Below are 19,179 nucleotides of genomic sequence, written 5' to 3' on the forward strand. Positions count from 1 at the left end.
CGCGCGTCTCGAAGGATGGCCCAGCCCTCGTCCTTCGAGACGCGGGCTGCGCCCGCTCCTCAGGATGAGGGCGGGAGCTACGATCTGTGCTCCCGCTCGCCGTGTCTTACTTCATCGGCCAGATCGCCTCGGCGATCGCGGCCTGCGGCGGGAAGATGGTGACGAACTTGCCGGCGACATATTGCAGCAGCACCGGGTCGGCGTCGTTGTTCTGGCCCATCTCGTCGAACTTGACACGCTTCCAGGGCATGATGGTCTGCTCGCCCGGGATGTCGGTGGCGGCCAGCGCGTCGCGGATCTTCTCGCCGTCAGTCGACTTGGCGCGGCTGATGGCGTCGGCGAGGATGATCAGGCCCATGAACTGACGCGAGGTGAGGTCGTTGAAATCCTTGCCCGACCGCGTCTTGAACATCTCGTTGATCTTGCCAACCATCGGACGCTTCTGCGCGAGGTCGAGCGAGAAGGTGCCGCGCGAGATCACGCCTTCCAGCTTGTCGCCGACAGCGTCGTAGAGCGCCTTCTCGGAGAAACCGGCGTCCTGCGCCACGATCGCGTTCGGCTTGTAACCAAGCTCGCCCATGGTCTTCACCAGCAAGATGCCATCAGTGGTGTAGCTCGAGGGCATCAGCACGTCGGCGTTGGCGCTCTTGAGCTGCTGCACCTCGGCCGAGAGCGAGGGCGAGTTGGCGCGATACTTGATGTCGGAGACGATCTTGTAGCCGCGCTCGCCGGCGATCTTGGCCTGGGCGTTGCCGGAATCGGTGCCGAAGATGGTGTCCTCGTGGAACAGCGATAGCGTCTCGATCTTGGTGCCCTTCTTCTTCAAGGCATCGAAGAAGTCGAACATGGCGGCCGAGTACATCTCGTCATGCGGCGCGGCGCGGAAGTAATATTTCAGGCCACGGCGATGCAGGCTGGGCGAGGAGTTGTCGGCCGAGACGAACGGGATCTGGTAGCGCTCGCAGATCTGGCTGACGGTGACGGCGACCGCGCTCTGATAGGTGCCGATGATGGCGGAGACCTTCTCCTGCGTGATCAGGCGCTCGGCCTCGGCGCGGCCCTTCTGCGGATCGGCCTGGTGGTCGGCGAAAACGAGGCGGACCTTTGCGCCGCCGAGACCCGGCAGGCCCTCGCCCTTCGCCAGTGGCAGGTCGAAATCGGTGTCCTTGTTGATGACCTCGAGCGCGGTTTCATAGGCCTTCTGCGCGTCGACGCCCTGCTGTGCGCTGCCGCCGGAGAACGGATAGATCACGCCGATCACGACTTCCGAAGTCTGTGCGCGCGCTGCCAGCGGCACTAGCGCGGCCGTAGCGGTGGCTCCCAACAATACGTCGCGGCGAGTGATCGTCATGGCAAAGTCCCCTGTTACTGAATTTCAGCCGATCGAATGAAGCGATTGATGGATGCGGTAAAGCTCGAAGAAGCAGCAAACGCTGCCCACTAAATCACGGCCATGGTCCTGTTCTTGAGATCCGTCACCAGCATCAGGCCGGGCGAATGCGTGATCGCAAACGGCAGCTTGGCAGCGTTGATGACCGATTGCGGTGTCACGCCGCAGGCCCAGAACACCGGGATCTCGTCGTCGGCGACCGGCACCGGATCGCCGTAATCGGGCTTGGCGATGTCCTTGATGCCGATCAGGTGCGGATGGCCGAGATGCACGGGCGCGCCGTGCACGGCCGGATAGCGCGAGGTGATCTGCACCGCACGGATCGCATCCGCCGGCTTGAACGGACGCATCGACACCACCATGGGACCGGCAAAGGGACCGGACTCGCCGCAAGCGATGTTGGTGCGATACATCGGCACGCGCACATTGTGCTCGATGTGGCGGATCGGCATGCCCTCGTCGAGCAGCGCCTCTTCGAACGAGAACGAGCAGCCGAGCACGAAGGTCACGAGATCGTCGGGCCAGTATTTGGTGACATCGGTCGGCTCGTCCACGACTTCGCCGTCGCGCCAGACGCGATAGCGCGGCACGTCGGTGCGAATGTCGAGATCGGCGCCCAGCGCCGGGATGTGCGGACTGCCCACATCGGACATGCCGATGATCGGGCACGGCTTGGGATTGAGCTGGCAGAAGCGATGGAACGCCCCGGCATATTCCGCCGGCAAGATTGCCAGATTGCCCTGGACGAAGCCGGGGGCAACGCCGGCGGTGGAGGCGACCAGCCCCTCGCGGTAGGCAAGCCGCGCCTTGCGGCTCGGGAGCGTGTCGGGCGTTTCAGTTTGCTGCACTGCCACCAAAACAGTCATGGGATCGACCTGCCTATAAACTCGACAAAGACAAGCCAACACCACGCGTGCTATAAAGTCTAATCTTCCTTTCTAATCAATATCGATAAATTTCATTTATCGGACGGGAAAATCCTTCCAATGCTGGACTTCAGATCGATCGAGACGTTCCTTTGGGTTGTGAAGCTCGGCAGCTTTCGCGGCGCCGCAGCACGCCTCAACACGACTCAGCCGGCGATCTCCCAGCGCATCGCCCAGCTCGAGCGCGAGATGGGGGTGAAGCTCCTAAATCGCGACCACCGCGTGGCCTCGCCGACACCGAGCGGCCGACAGATGATGGTCTATGCGGAGAAGCTGATCGGCCTGCGCGCCGCGATGATCGCCGAGATCGGCGACCGCTCGGCGATGCGCGGCGTGATGCGACTCGGCGTCGCCGAAACCATCGTGCACACTTGGCTGCCGCGGCTGGTGAAGAGCATGAACGAGGTCTACCCAAACCTGTCGCTGGAGATCGAGGTCGACATCACGCCGAACCTGACCGCGCGCCTGCTTGCGCAGGAGATCGAGCTTGCCTTCGTCGTCGGTCCGCTCTCGGCCTCCGGGGTGCACAATCGCGTCCTCGCCGACTATCCGATCGGTTTTCTCGCCAGCCCCTCGCTCGGCCTCGGCGATGGACCGGTGACGCGGGCTGAGCTCGCGCGGTTTCCGATCATTACCTTCCCGCGGAAGACGCGTCCCTACGAGGTCGTGCGCGAAGTGTTCGACCGGCCGGAGCTGCCTCCGATCCGGCTGCACGCCTCCGCCTCGCTTGCGACCGTCATCCACATGGCGGTCGAGGGCCTCGGCATCGCCGTGATCCCCGACGCCATCGTCGAGAACGAGCTCGCAGACGGGCGGTTGCAACTGCTCGACACCGATCTCAAAATCGCGCCGCTGACATTCACCGCGAGCTGGCTCGCCTCGCCCGATGTCGTGGCGGTGGAGCGGGTCGCAGAGCTTGCATGTCAGATTGCGCAGAGCAGCCTCGCAGTTGACGCGCCCGCGCCGGCGCGTCATTGAAACAGGCGCCGGACAATTGAGAGACTGACCGCATGAGCCGAGCCGCCACCAATTTGCAAATCGATTCCGCCCGCCTCTGGGGCTCCATCCACGAGACCGCGCAGTTCGGCGCGACGGCCAAGGGCGGCGTGCGGCGGCTGACGCTGAGCGCGGAGGACAAGCTGGTACGCGACTGGTTCCGCAAGGCCTGCGAGGACGCCGGCTTGGAGGTGCACACCGATGCGCTCGGCTCGCAGTTCGGGCTGCGCAAGGGACGCGACATGTCGAAGCCGCCCGTCGGCATCGGCTCGCATCTCGACACGCAACCGACCGGCGGCAAGTATGACGGCATTCTGGGAACGCTCGGTGCGCTCGAAGTGATCCGCACGCTGAACGACGCCGGGATCGAAACCGAGGCGCCGATCTGCGTCGTCAACTGGACCAACGAAGAGGGTTCGCGCTTCGCTCCCGCGATGATGGCCTCCGCTGCCTATGTCGGCGACTTCACCACCGATGACATCTTGTCGCGCAAGGACGCTGATGGCACCACCGTCGGCCAGGCGCTCGATGGCATCGGTTATCGCGGCGACAAGCCGGTCGGGTTCCAGAAGCTCGGTTCCTTCGTCGAATTGCACATCGAGCAGGGCCCGATCCTGGAGGCCGAAGGCAAGACCATCGGCGTGGTCGATTCCGGCCAGGGCGTGCTTTGGTACGACGGCAAGATTTCCGGCTTCGAGAGCCATGCCGGATCGACGCCGATGCCGCTGCGGCGCGACGCGTTGGCGACGCTGTCCGAGATCGTGCTGGCGATGGAGGCCATTGCGAGGAAGTACGGGCCGAAGGCCGTCGGTACCATCGGCGAGGCCGTGATCGCAAACCCCTCGCGCAACGTCATTCCCGGCGAGATCGCCTTCACGATGGATTGCCGCAGTGCGGATGGCGCGATCATGGATGCGCTCGATCGCGATCTGCGCAGCGCGATTGCCGAGATCGCCGCACGCCGCAAGGTCGAGGTGAAGATCGACCTGGTCTGGCGCAAGCCGCCGACGCATTTCGATCCCAAATTGATTGCCGCAGTCGAGAACGCGGCGAAGACGCTCGGCTACTCCTCTCGCCGCATCACCTCCGGCGCCGGCCACGACGCCTGCAATCTCAACACAATCATGCCGGCCGCAATGGTGTTCGTGCCCTGCAAGGACGGCATCAGCCACAATGAGCTGGAAGACGCCACGCAGCCCGATTGCGCCGCGGGCACCAACGTCCTCATGCACACGGTGCTGGCGATCGCCGGCGTCGCATCCTGACCGGAGAGAACCATGCGCGGAGTTTTCGTCGACGCCAATGAAACTCTCGCCGTGATCATGGAGCGGCTGGAGCAGCCCGGCGATCCCAAGGTGCGGATCCACAGGGATCCCGACATCAAACCCGAACAATATCCTGAAATCCTCGACGGCGCCGAGATCGCGATCGTCGACCACACCGCGCTGCCTACCGACGTCGCAAAGAAGTGCACAGGGTTGAAGCATGTCGTGTTCCTCGGCACCGGCGCGCGCAGCTACATGAACCCGGAGGAGCTCGCTGAGCTCGGCATCTCCGTGCACCTGATCAAGGGCTATGGCGACACGGCGGTCGCGGAATGCGCGATCACGCTGATGTGGGCTTCGGCCCGCGTCATCGCGATGATGGACCGCGAGATGCGCGGCGGAAACTGGCTCCGCGAAGACGGCATGCAACTCACTGGCAAGACGCTCGGCCTGATCGGCTTCGGCGGTATTGCCGCGGAGGTCGCGCGCATTGCCTTGGGCAGCGGCATGAAGGTGATCGCCTGGAACCGCTCGCCGAAGAGCTATCCGGGCGTGGAATTCGCCGATCTCGACACGGTGTTGGCGAGAGCAGACGTCGTATCGCTGCATCTGCTGCTCAACGACGAGACGCGCGGCATGATCACCCGCGAGATGATCGCGAAGATGAAGCCGGGCGTCATCCTCATCAACACCGCCCGCGCCGCCGTCGTCGACGAGGCCGCCATGATCGATGCCCTGAAGTCGGGCCACATCCGCCATGCCGGCCTCGACGTGTTCAATATCGAGCCATTGCCCGGCGATCATCCGCTGACAAAACTGCCGAACGTGACGTTGTCGGCGCATTCGGCGTTCCGGACCCCGGAGGCGAGCGAGAACCTGATTGGCGCGGCATGGGAGCACTGCCGCCGGATCGTGAAGGAATAAGAGCAACAACAATGGCCGATTACCGCACCATCAAGGCACAGCCGCTCATCGAAGCTATCAGCGCCATCGTCAAGGCCGGCGGGTCTACGGACCGCGAGGCCGAGCTCGTGTCCACCAATCTGGTCGAGGCCAACCTCAAGGGACACGATTCGCACGGCGTCGGCATGATCCCGCGCTATGTCCAGAGCGTCACCACGGGCGGCCTCGCCGTGAACCAGCACGTCAAGGTCGTGCTCGACACCGGTCCGCTTCTCACCCTCGACGGGCTCACCGGCTACGGCCAAGTGATCGGCCATGAAGCGATGGAGCTGGCAGCCGAGCGCGCCAAGCGCAACGGCGTGTGTCTCGTCGGCCTCTCAAACTCGCACCATATCGGCCGCATCGGCCACTGGGCCGAGCAGTGCATCGACCATGGGCTGGTCTCGATCCACTTCGTCAACGTGATCTCGCGTCCCATCGTGGCGCCCTGGGGCGGCAGCGATGCGCGCCACGGCACCAACCCGTTCTGCGTCGGCATCCCGCGCGCGGGCAAGGACCCCATCGTGCTCGACTTCGCCACCAGCAGGATCGCGCAGGGCAAGACCCGCGTCGCCCACAACAAGGGCGTCGAGCTGGAGCCCGGCACGATCATCGACAATGAGGGCAAGCCGACCACCAACCCGCGCTACACCGTGATCCCGCCATACGGCGCCATCCTGCCGTTCGGCGAGCACAAGGGTTCAGGGCTCGCGCTGGTTTGCGAAATCCTCGGCGGCGCGCTCTCCGGCGGGCAGGTGGTCAAGGGTCCGTCCGATGGCAAGCACAACGTCCTCAACGGCATGCTCTCGATCATCATCGACCCCGGCAAGCTCGGCACCGCGGAGAATCTCGCGCGCGAAGTCGAGAGCTTCGTCGCCTGGCACACCGGCTCACCTCCGGCCCCAGGCGTCGACAAGGTGAAGATCGCGGGTGAGCCCGAGCGCGCGACGAAGAAGAAGCGGCTCGCGGAAGGCATCCCTGTCGATCCGACCACCTGGCAGGAGATTCTGGAGGCCGGAAAGAAGTTCGGGCTGGATCAGGCGGCGATCGAGAAGATCGCGGGGTAGTGAGGCGGAGCACGGTGCTCTTCCCTTCTCCCCTTGTGGGAGAAGGTGGCGCGAAGCGCCGGATGAGGGGTTCTGTCCGCGAAGGGAAATGCACAATTGAGAGGTCTGTCTCCGCGGAGACAACCCCTCACCCGTCTTCGATGCTTCGCATCGAAGCCACCCTCCCCCACAAGGGGGGAGGGAAAGCAGCGCTCTAATCCACCATATCCGCGACCGCCTTGCCGCAAGCCGTAGTGTCGGCATTGCCGCCGAGATCCTTGGTGCGGAGCGTGCGCTCTGCCAGCGTGCGCTCGATCGCATCGACGATCGACTTGCCGGCTTTCTTCTCGCCGAGATGCTCGAGCATCATCGCGCCGGACCAGATTGCGCCGATCGGATTGGCGATGCCCTGCCCCGCGATGTCGGGCGCCGAGCCGTGCACCGGCTCGAACACCGACGGGAAATTGCCGTCGGGGTTGATGTTGCCGGACGGCGCGATGCCGATGGTGCCGGTGCAGGCCGGGCCGAGATCCGACAGGATGTCACCGAACAAATTGGAGCCGACCACGACGTCGAACCAATCCGGATGCAGCACGAAGTTCGCGGTCAGGATGTCGATGTGATACTTGTCCCACTTCACGCTTGGATACTTCTTCGCCATCGCCTCCACGCGCTCGTCCCAATAGGGCATGGTGATGGAGATGCCGTTCGACTTGGTCGCCGAGGTCAGGTGCTTCTTCGGCCGCGACTGCGCGAGCTCGAATGCGAACTTCAGGATGCGATCGACGCCGATGCGGGTCATCACCGTCTGCTGCGTCACGAATTCACGGTCGGTGTCCGGGAACATGCGGCCGCCGACGGAGGAATATTCGCCTTCGGTGTTCTCGCGCACGACCCAGAAATCAATGTCGCCGGGCTTGCGGTTGGCCAGCGGCGACGGCACGCCCGGCATCAGCCGCACCGGGCGCAAATTCACATATTGGTCGAACTCGCGGCGGAATTTGATCAGTGAACCCCAGAGCGAGACGTGATCCGGAATCTTGGCCGGCCAGCCGACCGCGCCGAAATAGATCGCATCGTGCTTGCCGATCTGATCCTTCCAATCGTCCGGCATCATCTGGCCGTGCTTCTCGTAATAGTCCCACGACGAGAAGTCGAAATGATCGAAATGAAGGGACACGCCGTGCTTCTTCGCCGCGGTCTCCAGAACGCGCAGGCCCTCGGGCATCACTTCCTTGCCGATGCCGTCGCCGGGAATGACCGCGATCCGGTATTGTTTCTTGCTCATCGAGAACGTCCTTGATTGGTCCGGCAGCCGCCGTCTTTTTGACCGCACTGCAATGGACCAAACGCGACGGCAGTGCAACGCTGCACTGCAATGTTGACCATGGCGCGGCCGACCGCCTACTGATTTTATTCCCGTTCCTCTCCTGCGAGTAACTCCCATGGATCTGCACCTGCGTGGCAAGCGCGTCCTGATCACGGGCGCGTCCAAGGGTATCGGCGCAGCCGCCGCCGAGGCCTTTGCCGAGGAAGGCTGTCATCTCCTCCTCGCCGCCCGCAATGGCGATCAGCTCAAGGCTTTGGCCGAGCGCTTGCGCTCGGCGCACCAGATCGATGCCGCCACGAGCATTGTGGATTTGCGCAGGAGCGAGGATTTGACGCGGCTCGCCAAGGAAGCCGCCGACATCGACGTGCTCGTCAACAATGCCGGCGACATTCCCGCCGGCTCCATTGACAAGATCGACGAGGCCACCTGGCGGCACGCCTGGGAATTGAAAGTGTTCGGCTACATCAACCTCACGCGTATGATCTATGCGCAGATGAAGGCGAAGGGCGGCGGCGTGATCGTCAACGACATCGGCGCCGCCGGCGAGAAATTCGACGCCAACTACATCTGCGGCAGCGCCGGCAATGCCGCGCTGATGGCCTTCACCCGCGCGCTCGGGGGCAAGAGCCTCGCCGACAACATCCGTGTGGTCGGCATCAATCCCGGCCCGGTTGGCACTGACCGTCACGTCACCCTGCTGAAGATGCGGGCAAACCACCAGTTCGGCGACGAGAGCCGCTACAAGGAATTCCAGAAGAGCCTGCCGCTCGGCAGGCCTGCGCATGCGCGCGAGATCGGCGATCTCATGGCGTTCCTGGCGTCGGATCGCGCGGGCTATACGTCGGGGGTCATCTATACGGTGGATGGCGGAATCAGCGCAGGATGGGGTTAACTTTATCCTCGTCATTGCGAGCGCAGCGACTTGTCCGCCGAAGCTTTAGCGAAGGCGGAAGCGATCCAGGAATTATCTGCGGCAAAAGTCTGGATTGTTTCGTCGCTTCGCTCCTCGGCAATGACGGAGCCTAAAACAAGCACAGGAGTAGAATAGTTGTCTCAGGACCTGATCCGCGAATCCGCTTGCGCCGTCGTCGACAAGCTGCGCTCCGGCGACGTCTCGCCGCTGGAGCTCTTGGATGTGCTGCAGAAGCGCATCACCGAAGTCGATGGCAAGGTCAACGCGCTGCCGACGCTGTGCTTCGATCGCGCGCGGGATAGCGCAAAGGCGCTGATGCGGAAGCCGGCCGGTGCGCGCGGATTGCTCGCAGGCCTGCCGGTGCCGATCAAGGATCTGACCGATGTTGCAGGTGTGCTGAACACTCAGGGCTCGCCGATCTTCAAGGACAACATCCCTGCGACGTCCGACATCCTGGTCGAAAATCTCGAGGCCAACGGCGCGGTCGTCTATGCCAAGTCGAACACGCCGGAATTCGGTGCGGGCGCCAACACCTTCAACGAGGTCTTCGGCGCAACCCTCAATCCCTGGGATACATCCAAATCGGCAGCCGGCTCGTCAGGCGGAGCGGCGGTGGCGCTCGCGACCGGCATGGCCTGGCTCGCGCAAGGCTCCGACATGGGCGGCAGTCTGCGCAGTCCGGCAGCTTTCTGCGGCGTCGTGGGCATGCGGCCGAGCATCGGCCGCGTCGCGCACACGCCGAAAGCGGCCATCGATCGCAACCTCGGCGTCGTCGGTCCGATGGCACGCAACGTCGAGGATCTCGCGCTGCTGCTCGACGCCATGAGCGGCGACTATGCCGCCGACCCGCTGTCGCTGCCGACGCCCTTGACGTCGTTTCTCTCGGCGGCGCAGTCAGGCAGCAAACCGAAGCGCATCGCCTATTCGGCGGATCTCGGCATCACACCGGTCGATCCCGAAGTCAAAGCGCTCACGCGGAAAGCGGCGGAACGCTTTGCCGAAGCCGGCGCCATCGTCGAGGAGGCGCATCCGGATTGGCGCGATGCGCATGAGTGCTTCCACGTGCTGCGCGCGTTCGACTTCGCGATCAGCAAGGCGCAGCTGCTGCGCACCAAGCGCGACCTGCTCAAGCCCGAGGTGATCTGGAACATCGAGGAAGGCCTCAAGCTCACGATCGAGCAGCTCGAACGCGCCGAGGCGCAGCGCGTCGGCATGACCGCGCGTGCGATCGAGTTCTTCAAGAGCTACGATCTGCTGCTGGTACCGACCACGATCGTGCCGCCCTTCCCGATCGAGCACCGTTATGTCGCCGAATGCGCCGGCAAGAAGTTCGACAATTACGTCGAGTGGCTCGGCATCGTCTATGCCATCACGCTCGCCTGCTGTCCCGCGCTGTCGTTGCCGTGCGGCTTCACCGCATCGGGACTTCCGGTCGGCCTGCAGGTCGTCGGGGCTCCGCGCGCGGATGCGCAGGTGATCGCCGGCGCGAAGACGCTGGAGGATATTTTGGGCGTGCGTGGCACGACGCCGATTGATCCGCGGGTGAAGAACTAGGTTCCCGCTCTCGTGCCCCGCACGCGGCGCAGCGCCTCTTCGGCGGTGCGCTGCAGAGCCGGGGCCCAAGTCTCCAGGACTTCCCGTGTATCCCTGGGTCCCGGCTCTGCGGTGCAGCGCTTTGCGCCGCACCTTGTCCGGAACACGCGCGGCCTTCACCTTCCGCTCGTCGCCTCCAGGCTCCGGCTATACCGCGACATCGCGAAGCAGAAGACAAAATAGATCACGGCGACGAAGATGTAGACTTCGACGGAGAATTGCTGCCACGCCGGATCGATGATCGCGGTCTTGGCCGTGGTGAGCAGGTCGAAGATACCGATGATCAGAACGAGGCTGGTGTCCTTGAAGAAGGCGATGAAGGTGTTGACCAGCGGCGGGATGACGTGACGGATCGCCTGCGGCAGGACGATCAGCCGGTTCTTGCGCCAGTAGGACAGGCCGAGCGCCTCGGCGGCCTCGTATTGCCCGCGGGGCACGGCCTGGAGGCCGCCGCGGATGACTTCGGCAAGATAGGCACCCGCGAACAGGATGATCGCGACCTGCGCGCGCAAGAGCTTGTCGATGTTGAATCCGTTCGGCATGAACAGCGGAAACATCACGCTCGCCATGAACAGCAGACTGACCAGCGGCACGCCGCGGATCAGCTCGACATAGAGCACGCTGAGCGAGCGGATCGCCGGCAGTTTTGAGCGCCGGCCTAGTGCGACGAGGATGCCGAGCGGGAAGCCGAAGGCCAGACCAAAGGTCGCCAGGATCAGCGTCACCGGCAAACCACCCCAACGGTCCTGCGAGACGAACGACAGACCGAGTATGCCACCCCACATCAGCATACTGATCAGCGCGAGCGCTCCGATCCAGAGATAGGCCAGTTCGCGCCGCCATAAGGCGCGGCGGCTGGAGAGATAGAACAGGGCGATGAACAGCAGCACCGCCAGTGCCGGCCGCCACTGCTCGTCGAACGGATAGGTGCCAAACAGGATGAAGCGGTATTTTTCGGGGATGATTGCCCAGCATGCACCGAGGCCGCGTACCGCGCGGCAGGCGCTGGAATCGTTCGCCGGGGTGACCCAGACCGCATTGGCGATACCCCATTGCACGAAGCTGAAGAGGCCCTTTGCAAGCACCGCCAGCAACACGACCGAGAGGATGCCGTTCGGGATCGACGAGAACAGATTGGTGCGCAGCCAGCGCAGCACCGGGTTACCAATCTGCGGGCGGCGGGCGGCGCGCGATGCTTCCGGAATGTCGGCGATCGCCGTCATGGTCAGCGCTCCACCAGCGCGATGCGCGAATTGTACCAGTTCATGAAAAAGCTGATGCCGAGGCTGATGGTGAGAAACACCGCCATGATCAAGGCAATGGCCTCGATCGCCTGCCCGGTCTGGTTCAATGTCGTGTTGGCGATCGAGACCACGTCCTGATAGCCGATCGCCACCGCGAGCGAAGAGTTCTTGGTCAGGTTGAGGTACTGGCTCGTCATTGGCGGCACGATGACGCGTAGCGCCTGTGGCAGGATGATCTGCCGCAGCATGAAGCTGCGGCGCAGTCCCAGCGCGTTGGCGGCATCCCACTGGCCGCGCGGCACCGACTGGATGCCGCTGCGCACAATCTCGGCGATGAAGGCCGAGGTGTAGGTGACGAGCGCGATCAGCAGCGCGAAATATTCCGGCGCGAGCGTCAGTCCGCCGACGAAGTTGAAGCCGCGCAACTCAGGCCATTCGATCGTCCAGGCCACGCCCAGCAGCACGGACACCGCCGCAGGCAGCACAACGAGCAAGCCGAGTGCAAAAGGCCAGGCCGGCCGCGGCTTGCCGTCGCGCATTTGCTGCGCGATGAGCCGCCGCCGGATCACATAGAACACGACAAGTCCGAGCACTGCCGTGCCGAGCACCCAAAGCTGCGGCGTCCCGATGGGAATCGCCGGCAGGATCAACCCGCGATTGGACAGGAACACGCCCTCAATCGGCCGCCATGCCGCGCGCGCGGCCGGGAGCGCCTGCATCAGCACGTACCAGAACAGGAGCTGGAGCAGCAGCGGGATGTCGCGGAGCGTCTCGACATACACCGCGGCGAGCCGCGACAGCAGCCAATTGGCCGACAGCCGCGAGATGCCGATCACCGTGCCCAGGATCGTTGCAAGCACGATTCCGATCACGGCGACGCGCAGGGTATTGGCGATGCCGACGACAAAGGCCCAGAGATATGAGTCCCTCGGATTGTAGGCGAGCAGGCTGTCGGCGATGGGCATCCCGGCCTCACGGCCGAGGAAGGCAAAACCGGTCGTGATGCGGCGCACGGAGAGATTGGTGACCGTGTTGGACCAGAGGAACACGATGACCGCGACTACGATCCCCACCACCAGAACCTGCCAGAACAGGCCTTTCAGCTCGCGCTGCCCGAAGGCGCCGAAGAAGCGACGGCGCGGCGGCGGTCTCGGACCGTCTGACGTCACAGCACAAAAATCCTTCTCAAGACGGCGATTTCCGGCAGCGCACGTCAACTGTTGCACCAAACTCAGCTTCGTGCAACAAATGTTTCATGGCCGAGCCTGCGAAATCCTCGCCACTGAGCGAACTGCGCATTGCATTGCCATCGCTTCCGATGCGGTTGCAGGAGGTCGGGCGTTTCGTTGCAGCCAACGATTACGACGCCACCACGCGTTCGATGCGCGATCTCGCAGCGGTTGCCGGCGCCGATCCCGCCGCGTTCACGCGGCTTGCCAAGGCGATCGGCTATTCGGGTTGGGATGAATTGCGCGCGGCGTTGACGGAGGCGCGGCGGCCCTCGCAGCTAGCGCCTTTCTCCGGCCGCGCCAAGGGCCGCCGCCACGGCCCGAACGCCGATGTCGCGCTCATCACCGACAAGCTGGAGGCCGAGGCCGCCGGCCTTCCGCGCATCCCGGCCCGGCCGATCGCGGAGGCGGCGCGCGCACTCCACCACGCCAAGCGGATCTGGATCACCGGCTACCGAAGCTGCCGCAGCGTCGCGGAATTGCTGAACTACGAGCTCCGGCTGTTTCGTCCCGAACAGGTGCAGCTCGTCGGCGCGTCCGGCCCCGACGATCTCGATATGGGCGCGTTCCGGCCCGGCGAGGCCGTCATCGTCATCGGCTTCATGCCCTACACCCACGCGAGCGTCCGGGTCGCGCAGGCCGCCTATCGCGCCGGCGCGGCCCTGATCGCGATCGCCGATAGCCCATCGGCGCCGATGGCTGAAGGTGCCGACCACGTGCTGCTGTTCGAGGCGGCCTCCTCTCCCGGCTTTTTCCCGAGCCTCACCGGCGCCATCGCGATCGCGCAATCGCTCGCCGCCGTGACGTTTTCGCTCGGCGGCACGGCCGCGAAAAAGCGCCTGGAGAATACCGAGGCCCGGCTGGCCGCGGCTTCAACTTACGTATCAGAGAAAGGTTGACCCATGGCCGCCCGCACCAGCCGCGTGCTGCATCGCTCGCTGCGCGAAACGCCGCCCAAGGCAATCGGCGGCGAAGGCGTCTATCTCTTTGCCGAGGACGGACGCCGCGTGATCGACGCCTCCGGCGGCGCGGCGGTCTCTTGCCTCGGCCACCAGCATCCACGCGTGATCGCAGCGATCACGAAGCAGGCTTCGACCCTCGCTTATGCCCACACAGCCTTCTTCTCGTCGGAGCCGGCGGAGGCGCTTGCCGAGACGCTGGTCGGCCACGAGCCCGGTGGCCTCGCCTACGCCTATTTCGTCAGCGGCGGATCGGAAGCGATCGAGGCCAGCATCAAGCTCGCGCGGCAATTTTTCATCGAACGCGGCGAGCCGCAGCGGCAGCATTTCATCGCTCGGCGCCAGAGCTATCACGGCAACACGCTTGGCGCACTGGCCGCCGGCGGCAATGCCTGGCGGCGTGCGCCCTATGCGCCGCTGCTCTCCGACGCCTTCAGCCATGTGACCCCGGCCTTCGCCTATCACGAGAAGCACGATGGTGAATCGGACGCGCAGTTCGTGGCGCGGCTCGCCGCCGAACTCGAAGCCGAGTTTCAGCGGCTTGGCCCCGACACCGTCGCCGCGTTCCTCGCAGAGCCCGTCGTCGGCGCCACCGCAGGTGCCGTCACGGCGCCGGACGGCTACTTCAGGGCGGTGCGCGAGATCTGCGACCGACACGGCGCGCTGCTCATTCTCGACGAGGTCATGAGCGGCATGGGCCGCACCGGCACCACGCACGCCTGGGAGCAGGAAGGCGTGGCACCCGACATCCAGGCGATCGCCAAGGGTCTCGGCGGCGGCTACCAGCCGATCGGTGCAATGCTCGCGAGCGGCAGGATCATCGACACAATCCGCTCAGGTTCGGGCGCCTTCCTGCACGGCCACACGTATCTGGCGCACCCTCTCGCTTGCGCCGCCGCGCTCGCGGTGCAGGACGTGATCCGCGAGGACGGCCTGCTCTACCGGGTCAAGCAGCGCGGCAAGCAGCTCGAGCAGCGGCTCACCGAGCGCTTCGGCAATCACCGCCATATCGGCGACATCAGGGGCCGCGGCCTGTTCTGGGCGATCGAGCTCGTCGCCGATCGCGCCAGCCGAACCTCGTTTGATCCCGCGCTGAAGCTGAATCAGAAGATCAAGGCGGAGGCCTTCGCCAACGGCCTCGGCTGCTATCCCGGCGGCGGCACCGCAGACGGCATCCGTGGCGACCACGTGCTGCTGGCGCCGCCCTATATCACCTCCGCGGAGGAGATCGATCTGATCGTCGACAAGCTCGGCACGGCCGTCGACAGCGTATTGCGTCGTGTCAATCACTGAGGGGAGAAAAGCATGATGAGGAAAGTGGTTATCATAGCCGGCGTGCTCGCGGCGTCGACGGTGGTGGCGTCGGCGGCAACGCTCGACACGGTGAAGAGCCGCGGCACGCTGATATGCGGCGTCAGCGCCGGTTTCGCCGGCTTCTCCGCACCGGATTCGCAAGGCAACTACAAGGGTCTCGACGTCGATTATTGCCGCGCGCTCGCCGCCGGCGTGCTCGGCGATGCCATCAAGGTGCGTTACGTCTCGCTGACCGCGCAGAACCGCTTCACCGCGCTCCAGTCCGGCGAGATCGACGTGCTCTACCGCAACTCGACGCAGACCTATCTGCGCGGTGTCACGCTGGGCCTGCGGCAAGGTCCAATCAACTTCTACGACGGTCAGGGCTTTGTCGTGAAGAAAGACCTCGGCGTGAAGGAGATCAAGGACCTCAAGGGCGCCACCGTCTGCGTCGCGCAGGGTACCACGCATGAGGTCACGCTCGGCGATTACGGCCGCGCCAACGGCATCGATTGGAAGCCGTTGGTGTTCGACCGCGTCGACACCATGTACCAGACCTTCTTCGGCGGCCGCTGCGATGCCATGACCCAGGACGCTTCCGCGCTTGCTGGCGCCGTGACGACCGCGGCGCCGAACGCGGCCGACTACGTCGTGCTGCCGCAGACCATCAGCAAGGAGCCGCTCGGCCCCTTCACCCGCAATGGCGACGAGGTCTGGAGCGACATCATCACCTGGCTGCACTACGGCTTGATCGAGGCCGAAGAGCTCGGCGTCACACAGGGCAATGTCGATGAGATGGCGAAGTCGCAGACGCCCGCGATCCAACGCCTGCTCGGTGCCTCCGGCGATCTCGGCTCGCGGCTCGGGCTCGACAACAAATGGCTGGTCACGGCCATCAAGGCCACCGGCAATTACGGCGAGATCTACGAGCGCAATGTCGGCAAGGCGAGCCCGCTCAAGCTCGAGCGCGGCCTCAACGGTCTCTGGAGCAAAGGCGGCTTGATGTACGCGGTGCCGTTTAAGTAAACGTTTTGCGTGTCCCGGACGCGTTGCGTCCGGGGCTCGCGACCTTCCATCAGGTAACGTTCAATGACGAAGTCTCCTCGCATCGCGCTGATCCACGCCCTCAAGCATTCCATCGCCCCGATCGAAGCTGCGTTCGCGAAGGTGTGGCCGGAAGCGCGGCTGATGAACCTGCTCGACGACAGCCTGTCGTCGGATCTGGCGCGTGACGGCAAGCTCAACGATGCCATGACCGAACGCTTTCTTGCGCTCGGCCACTACGCCGCGGCGACAGGCGCGGACGCGATCCTGTTCACCTGCTCGGCCTTCGGTTCCTGCATCGAGGCGGTTGCGCGCGCACATGCGCCGATGCCGGTGCTCAAGCCGAACGAAGCCATGATCGAGCGCGCGATGACGATGGGCCGGCGGATCGGCCTGCTCTCGACCTTCCCGCCGACGCTGGCTTCGATGCCGCCGGAATTTCCGGCCTCCGTCCAGATCGTGCCGAAACTCGCCGAAGGCGCGCTGGCCGCGCTCGACCGTGGCGACCGCGCTACGCATGACCGGCTGATCGTGGAAGCCGCACGCGATTTGCGCGATTGCGACGTCGTCGCGCTCGCGCAGTTCAGCATCGCGGCAACCGCGCCTCTCGTGGCAGAAGCCACCGGCCGCCCTGTCGTGACCACGCCCGACAGCGCCGTCGAGAAGCTGATGAAGCTGTTGGCGGCGAGGGCTTAAGCGCCAGCCTGTTTCCGGCGCCGCGCGCCTTTGATCGCCGCCGCAAGCGCGGCCTTGGTTTCACTGACAAAATCCTCGACCAGGTCTTCGCGCGTGGCATGGGCCGCCTCGCCGGTGAACAGTCCCTGCTCAGCCAGCATCACCACGCCGTGCACCGCCGCCCAGATCTTGAGCGCCTGCCGCTCGCGCAGATAATCAACGGCCGGGGCTTCCAATGCGTCGACCACGAGCGCAAAGGTTTCGCGGGTCGCTTCGTGCAGCTCGCTGCCTTTCGCCGCACACGACACCGTGCGCGAGGCGAACATCAAGCGGTAGATGCCATTGCGGCGTAAGCCGAAATCCAGCGTCGCCTGCGCCAGCAGCGACAGCTTCGACCGCTTCGACGGCTTTGCCATCGCCGCCCGCAATATCCCGTTGAGCTGCCGGAACGCCTCCGCCGTCACCGCCGCAAGCAGCGCCTCGCGATCGGCGAAATGCCGGTAGGGCGCCGGCTGCGAAACACCCAGCTGCTTTGCCAGCGCCTTGATGCTGATCGCCTCCGTCCCGCCCTGCTCGGCTTCGCGCAGCGCGGCCTTGATCAAGGCGTCGCGGAGATCGCCGTGGTGGTAGGTATTCTCGGGCTTGCGGGCAAGTTGTGAACGCATGTTGCGCAGAGCCTATAAGTTTGCGCTTGACAGGGGAAGCCTGCCGCGAATGTAATAGCCTATAACTTGAACAAAAACTCAAATGGGAGCGCGCGCCGCCTTCGGGCCGGAGTGCACACCATCGAGGAAGCCGCCATGACAGAGCGACTGAGGGTTCACGTTGATCCCGACAAATGCCAGGGGCACGCGCGCTGCAAGGCGCTGGCGCCGGAGCTGTTCGAGCTGGACGAATACGGCAACGCCCACGAAGCCGGCGACGGCACGGTCCCGCCCGGCCTCGAAGACAAGGCCTGGCTCGCCAAGTCCAATTGCCCGGAAATCGCGATCGACGTGATCGAGGAGTAGCGCGCCCGCTTCTGCCCGCGTGCCTTCCGCGACCACGAGCCCCCAAGGGATTTCGAGGGATTTCGAGATGTCCGACATCAGCCAGCCCACCGCCCATCCGCCCGTGACCGACTGGGTCCATGATTTCGACCACACCGATCCGCAATGGACGGAAGATCCCTTCCCGATTTGGGACGAGCTGCGCGCCGCAAGCCCGGTCGTGCATACCGAACGCTTCCTCGGCTGCTACATGCCGACGACCTATGAGGCAGTGCGCGAGATCGCCAACGACAGCGAGCATTTCTCCTCACGTCGCATCATCGTCCGCGACGTTCGCCCGGAGATCACCAGCAGAAACTCCGCCCCGCCGATCACGTCCGATCCGCCGGTGCACAAGCCAGCCAAGCAATTGCTGCTGCCGCCGTTCACGCCGGACGCGATGAAGAAGCTGGAGCCGCGGGTGCGCGCGATCTGCAACGAGTTGATCGACGGTTTCATCACCGAAGGCCGACTGGACGCGGCAGAGCGCTACACCAAGCACATTCCGGTTCGCGCGATCGCACACATGCTCGGCATCCCCGAGACGGACAGCGATCTCTTCATCCGATGGATCCACATGATCCTGGAACTTGGCATCAAGGACGAAAACACGTTGCTCCAGGCGGTGCACGAGATGAGCGCCTATTTCAGCGCCCATATCGAAGCGCGCAAGAACAAGCCAACCGACGACCTCATCTCCTACCTGATGAATGCCAGGGACAAGGACGGCAATCCGCTCGAGGATTCGCATGTGCTGGGCTCGCTGCGCCTGCTCCTGATCGCCGGCATCGACACTACCTGGAGCGCGATCGGCTCCTCGCTCTGGCACCTTGCCCGGACGCCCGCCGACCGCGAGCGCCTGGTTGCCGAGCCCGAGCTGATCCCGACCGCGGTGGAGGAGCTGCTGCGCGCCTATTCGCCGGTGACGATGGCGCGCGAAGTGGTCAAGGAGACCACGATTTCGGGCTGCCCGGTTAAGGCAGGCAACATGGTGCTGCTGTCCTTCCCGGCCGCCAACCGGGATCCGAAAATGTTTCCGGATGCTGACAAGGTCGTAATTGACCGCCGCGAGAACCGCCACGCCGCCTTCGGCCTCGGCATCCACCGCTGCGTCGGCTCGAACCTTGCGCGCATGGAGATGCAGGTTGCGCTGGAGGAATGGCTGAAGCGCATTCCGGACTTCGCCCTCGATCCGGCAGGCACGGTGACCTGGTCCCAAGGAACCGTCAGAGGCCCCCGCCAGTTGCCATTTTTGCTTGGAAAGGCAATGTAGACCTCTCCAAACAGTGATACGGAGAGGCCGGAC

At 64.5% G+C, this 19,179-nt stretch carries 18 protein-coding genes; 12 read left to right on the plus strand and 6 right to left on the minus strand.

Features of this window, described 5'->3' with window-relative positions; genetic code table 11:
- Positions 1–106 precede the first annotated feature (106 nt).
- The gene (locus IVA93_RS25950) at positions 107–1,351 is read right to left on the minus strand and encodes an ABC transporter substrate-binding protein (RefSeq protein ID WP_247368190.1); all 1,245 of its coding nucleotides are present in this window, start codon (positions 1,349–1,351) and stop codon (positions 107–109) included.
- Positions 1,352–1,440: 89 nt separating this feature from the next.
- A complete protein-coding gene (locus IVA93_RS25955; protein ID WP_247363469.1) occupies positions 1,441–2,256 on the minus strand; it encodes a putative hydro-lyase in 816 nt (271 codons plus the stop codon).
- A gap of 120 nt (positions 2,257–2,376) precedes the next feature.
- On the opposite strand from IVA93_RS25955, the gene IVA93_RS25960 reads away from it, so the two are divergent.
- Genes IVA93_RS25960 through IVA93_RS25975 form a run of 4 tightly spaced genes read left to right on the plus strand, consistent with a single transcriptional unit; the run spans position 2,377 to position 6,586 of the window.
- Positions 2,377–3,294 (plus strand): LysR family transcriptional regulator, encoded by a 918-nt coding sequence (locus IVA93_RS25960; RefSeq protein WP_018456993.1) that lies wholly within the window; start codon positions 2,377–2,379, stop codon positions 3,292–3,294.
- 32 nt (positions 3,295–3,326) lie between these two features.
- A complete protein-coding gene (locus tag IVA93_RS25965) occupies positions 3,327–4,577 on the plus strand; it encodes a Zn-dependent hydrolase (RefSeq protein WP_018456994.1) in 1,251 nt (416 codons plus the stop codon).
- Between the two features lie 12 nt (positions 4,578–4,589).
- Positions 4,590–5,501, plus strand: a complete 912-nt coding sequence (locus IVA93_RS25970; protein ID WP_018456995.1) for an NAD(P)-dependent oxidoreductase — start codon at positions 4,590–4,592, stop codon at positions 5,499–5,501.
- Between the two features lie 11 nt (positions 5,502–5,512).
- Entirely contained in the window at positions 5,513–6,586 is a 1,074-nt protein-coding gene (locus tag IVA93_RS25975) for a malate/lactate/ureidoglycolate dehydrogenase (RefSeq protein ID WP_018456996.1), read from the plus strand.
- A 193-nt stretch (positions 6,587–6,779) separates the two neighbouring features.
- Here the strand turns inward: IVA93_RS25975 and IVA93_RS25980 are convergent, their stop codons facing one another.
- Positions 6,780–7,853 carry a tartrate dehydrogenase gene (locus IVA93_RS25980; RefSeq protein ID WP_085362309.1) on the minus strand — a complete coding sequence of 358 codons (1,074 nt, stop codon included), beginning with the start codon at positions 7,851–7,853 and terminating at the stop codon, positions 6,780–6,782.
- Between the two features lie 157 nt (positions 7,854–8,010).
- On the opposite strand from IVA93_RS25980, the gene IVA93_RS25985 reads away from it, so the two are divergent.
- Complete coding sequence (locus IVA93_RS25985; protein WP_018456998.1) at positions 8,011–8,787, plus strand: SDR family oxidoreductase; 777 nt, start codon at positions 8,011–8,013, stop codon at positions 8,785–8,787.
- 156 nt (positions 8,788–8,943) lie between these two features.
- A complete protein-coding gene (locus tag IVA93_RS25990; RefSeq protein WP_085385873.1) occupies positions 8,944–10,362 on the plus strand; it encodes an amidase in 1,419 nt (472 codons plus the stop codon).
- Between the two features lie 155 nt (positions 10,363–10,517).
- Here the strand turns inward: IVA93_RS25990 and IVA93_RS25995 are convergent, their stop codons facing one another.
- Together IVA93_RS25995 and IVA93_RS26000 are read right to left on the minus strand one after the other, a co-directional pair.
- Positions 10,518–11,624 (minus strand): amino acid ABC transporter permease, encoded by a 1,107-nt coding sequence (locus IVA93_RS25995; protein ID WP_247363470.1) that lies wholly within the window; start codon positions 11,622–11,624, stop codon positions 10,518–10,520.
- A gap of 2 nt (positions 11,625–11,626) precedes the next feature.
- Entirely contained in the window at positions 11,627–12,814 is a 1,188-nt protein-coding gene (locus IVA93_RS26000) for an amino acid ABC transporter permease (RefSeq protein ID WP_018457001.1), read from the minus strand.
- 86 nt (positions 12,815–12,900) lie between these two features.
- On the opposite strand from IVA93_RS26000, the gene IVA93_RS26005 reads away from it, so the two are divergent.
- From IVA93_RS26005 to IVA93_RS26020, 4 genes are all read left to right on the plus strand, one after another.
- Entirely contained in the window at positions 12,901–13,773 is an 873-nt protein-coding gene (locus IVA93_RS26005) for a MurR/RpiR family transcriptional regulator (protein WP_204510624.1), read from the plus strand.
- Positions 13,774–13,776: 3 nt separating this feature from the next.
- Positions 13,777–15,126 (plus strand): aspartate aminotransferase family protein, encoded by a 1,350-nt coding sequence (locus IVA93_RS26010; protein ID WP_247368201.1) that lies wholly within the window; start codon positions 13,777–13,779, stop codon positions 15,124–15,126.
- 12 nt (positions 15,127–15,138) lie between these two features.
- Positions 15,139–16,152 carry an amino acid ABC transporter substrate-binding protein gene (locus tag IVA93_RS26015; protein ID WP_247368203.1) on the plus strand — a complete coding sequence of 338 codons (1,014 nt, stop codon included), beginning with the start codon at positions 15,139–15,141 and terminating at the stop codon, positions 16,150–16,152.
- Between the two features lie 63 nt (positions 16,153–16,215).
- Entirely contained in the window at positions 16,216–16,866 is a 651-nt protein-coding gene (locus IVA93_RS26020; protein WP_018457005.1) for an aspartate/glutamate racemase family protein, read from the plus strand.
- Here IVA93_RS26020 and IVA93_RS26025 read toward each other — a convergent pair.
- Positions 16,863–17,510 carry a TetR/AcrR family transcriptional regulator gene (locus IVA93_RS26025; protein ID WP_018457006.1) on the minus strand — a complete coding sequence of 216 codons (648 nt, stop codon included), beginning with the start codon at positions 17,508–17,510 and terminating at the stop codon, positions 16,863–16,865. The two genes, IVA93_RS26020 and IVA93_RS26025, sit on opposite strands and share 4 nt — an antisense overlap.
- A 135-nt stretch (positions 17,511–17,645) precedes the next feature.
- Here IVA93_RS26025 and IVA93_RS26030 point away from each other — a divergent pair, with 135 nt between their 5' ends.
- Positions 17,646–17,855 carry a ferredoxin gene (locus tag IVA93_RS26030; RefSeq protein WP_007607931.1) on the plus strand — a complete coding sequence of 70 codons (210 nt, stop codon included), beginning with the start codon at positions 17,646–17,648 and terminating at the stop codon, positions 17,853–17,855.
- Between the two features lie 67 nt (positions 17,856–17,922).
- A complete protein-coding gene (locus tag IVA93_RS26035; RefSeq protein ID WP_018457008.1) occupies positions 17,923–19,146 on the plus strand; it encodes a cytochrome P450 in 1,224 nt (407 codons plus the stop codon).
- The last annotated feature ends 33 nt before the right edge of the window (positions 19,147–19,179 follow it).

This window comes from Bradyrhizobium sp. 155, assembly GCF_023101105.1.
Lineage (GTDB): Bacteria > Pseudomonadota > Alphaproteobacteria > Rhizobiales > Xanthobacteraceae > Bradyrhizobium > Bradyrhizobium canariense_D.

Bases quoted from the DNA above. Each gene is read 5' to 3' on its own strand.
- IVA93_RS26010 (WP_247368201.1), top strand. From the start codon at position 13,777: ATGGCCGCCCGCACCAGCCGCGTGCTGCATCGCTCGCTGCGCGAAACG.
- IVA93_RS25960 (WP_018456993.1), top strand. From the start codon at position 2,377: ATGCTGGACTTCAGATCGATCGAGACGTTCCTTTGGGTTGTGAAGCTC.
- IVA93_RS25975 (WP_018456996.1), top strand. From the start codon at position 5,513: ATGGCCGATTACCGCACCATCAAGGCACAGCCGCTCATCGAAGCTATC.
- IVA93_RS25950 (WP_247368190.1), bottom strand. From the start codon at position 1,351: ATGACGATCACTCGCCGCGACGTATTGTTGGGAGCCACCGCTACGGCC.
- IVA93_RS26035 (WP_018457008.1), top strand. From the start codon at position 17,923: ATGTCCGACATCAGCCAGCCCACCGCCCATCCGCCCGTGACCGACTGG.
- IVA93_RS26015 (WP_247368203.1), top strand. From the start codon at position 15,139: ATGATGAGGAAAGTGGTTATCATAGCCGGCGTGCTCGCGGCGTCGACG.
- IVA93_RS25985 (WP_018456998.1), top strand. From the start codon at position 8,011: ATGGATCTGCACCTGCGTGGCAAGCGCGTCCTGATCACGGGCGCGTCC.
- IVA93_RS25955 (WP_247363469.1), bottom strand. From the start codon at position 2,256: ATGACTGTTTTGGTGGCAGTGCAGCAAACTGAAACGCCCGACACGCTC.
- IVA93_RS25980 (WP_085362309.1), bottom strand. From the start codon at position 7,853: ATGAGCAAGAAACAATACCGGATCGCGGTCATTCCCGGCGACGGCATC.
- IVA93_RS25965 (WP_018456994.1), top strand. From the start codon at position 3,327: ATGAGCCGAGCCGCCACCAATTTGCAAATCGATTCCGCCCGCCTCTGG.
- IVA93_RS25995 (WP_247363470.1), bottom strand. From the start codon at position 11,624: ATGACGGCGATCGCCGACATTCCGGAAGCATCGCGCGCCGCCCGCCGC.
- IVA93_RS26030 (WP_007607931.1), top strand. From the start codon at position 17,646: ATGACAGAGCGACTGAGGGTTCACGTTGATCCCGACAAATGCCAGGGG.
- IVA93_RS25970 (WP_018456995.1), top strand. From the start codon at position 4,590: ATGCGCGGAGTTTTCGTCGACGCCAATGAAACTCTCGCCGTGATCATG.
- IVA93_RS26025 (WP_018457006.1), bottom strand. From the start codon at position 17,510: ATGCGTTCACAACTTGCCCGCAAGCCCGAGAATACCTACCACCACGGC.
- IVA93_RS26005 (WP_204510624.1), top strand. From the start codon at position 12,901: ATGGCCGAGCCTGCGAAATCCTCGCCACTGAGCGAACTGCGCATTGCA.
- IVA93_RS26020 (WP_018457005.1), top strand. From the start codon at position 16,216: ATGACGAAGTCTCCTCGCATCGCGCTGATCCACGCCCTCAAGCATTCC.